This window comes from Azospirillum formosense (genome assembly GCF_013340925.1).
Lineage (GTDB): Bacteria > Pseudomonadota > Alphaproteobacteria > Azospirillales > Azospirillaceae > Azospirillum > Azospirillum formosense.
Map to the genome: position 1 here is coordinate 1 of NZ_WHOR01000530.1, position 876 is coordinate 876.

An 876-nucleotide genomic window follows, 5' to 3' on the forward strand; every position below is an offset into this window, starting at 1 on the left:
AGTTCTGCGGCCGCGTACGTTGTTTACAAGAGACAGGCAGGGTCTCGGCCACCCCCGGGAAGGCGGTGCGCAGCGCGCGGGCCGAGGCGCGGAGCTGCGCGAGCCCGCCCGCCCGGTCCACCCCGCCGCCGGCCGGGCTGCCGGCGAGCGCGCGGGCGAGGATGCGCTCCACCCCCTGGCGGAGCTGGTGCTGCGCCGCCGCCCGCATGGAGGTGCGCAGCATGGCCGGCGCCTGCGGCAGGTCCTTGGCGTCAAACAGCAGATAGTCCTCGACCAGCGGCGGGATGCTGTCCAGCGCGGCGCGGTCCCAGCCGGCGCCCACGGCGGGCATCGCCGGCGCGCCGCTGTCGTCGGTCTTCATGAAGCGGCGGGGCATCCGCCCCGGCGGGGTGCGGGGAAGCTGCTCGGCCGCCGGGGCCAGCCGGGCGCCGCCGTTCGGCGCCTGTTCCAGCAGGCGGCCGATCACGGAGTCCAGGCTGCGGGCACCGACCCCCGCCTCGTCGTAGCGGCGCTGCGCGAGATCCAGGATGTCGGCGCGCAGGTTGGGGCCGAGCAGGTCGGACTTCTCCAGCCGGCCGAGCAGCGCCTCGAACTCCGGCGGCAGGACGGGGCCGTTGGCGCCGATCCAGGCGCCGCGCTCCGCCCCCAGGCCGCGGGCGGCATCCTCCAGGCTCGACAGCACCTCGGCGTATGCCGCCGCCGCGTCGGCGCCGGAGCGCGCCCCGCCGGCCAGCAGTTCCAACTCGCTGGCGGCGACCGACAGCCGCGCGGCGGCGAGGCCGCCCATGGCGAGGTCGCGCAGATAGGCGTCGGCGGATTGCCGGAAGCGGCGGCCGACCCCCGCCCGGGGGGCGGGCAGGTGGCGGGGACGCGGCG

The 876-nt window shown here is 77.9% G+C and carries 1 pseudogene; it reads right to left on the minus strand.

Annotated elements, in window-relative coordinates:
- Positions 1 to 876: pseudogene (locus tag GBZ26_RS29620) on the minus strand (type VI secretion system protein TssA); the annotation flags it as partial.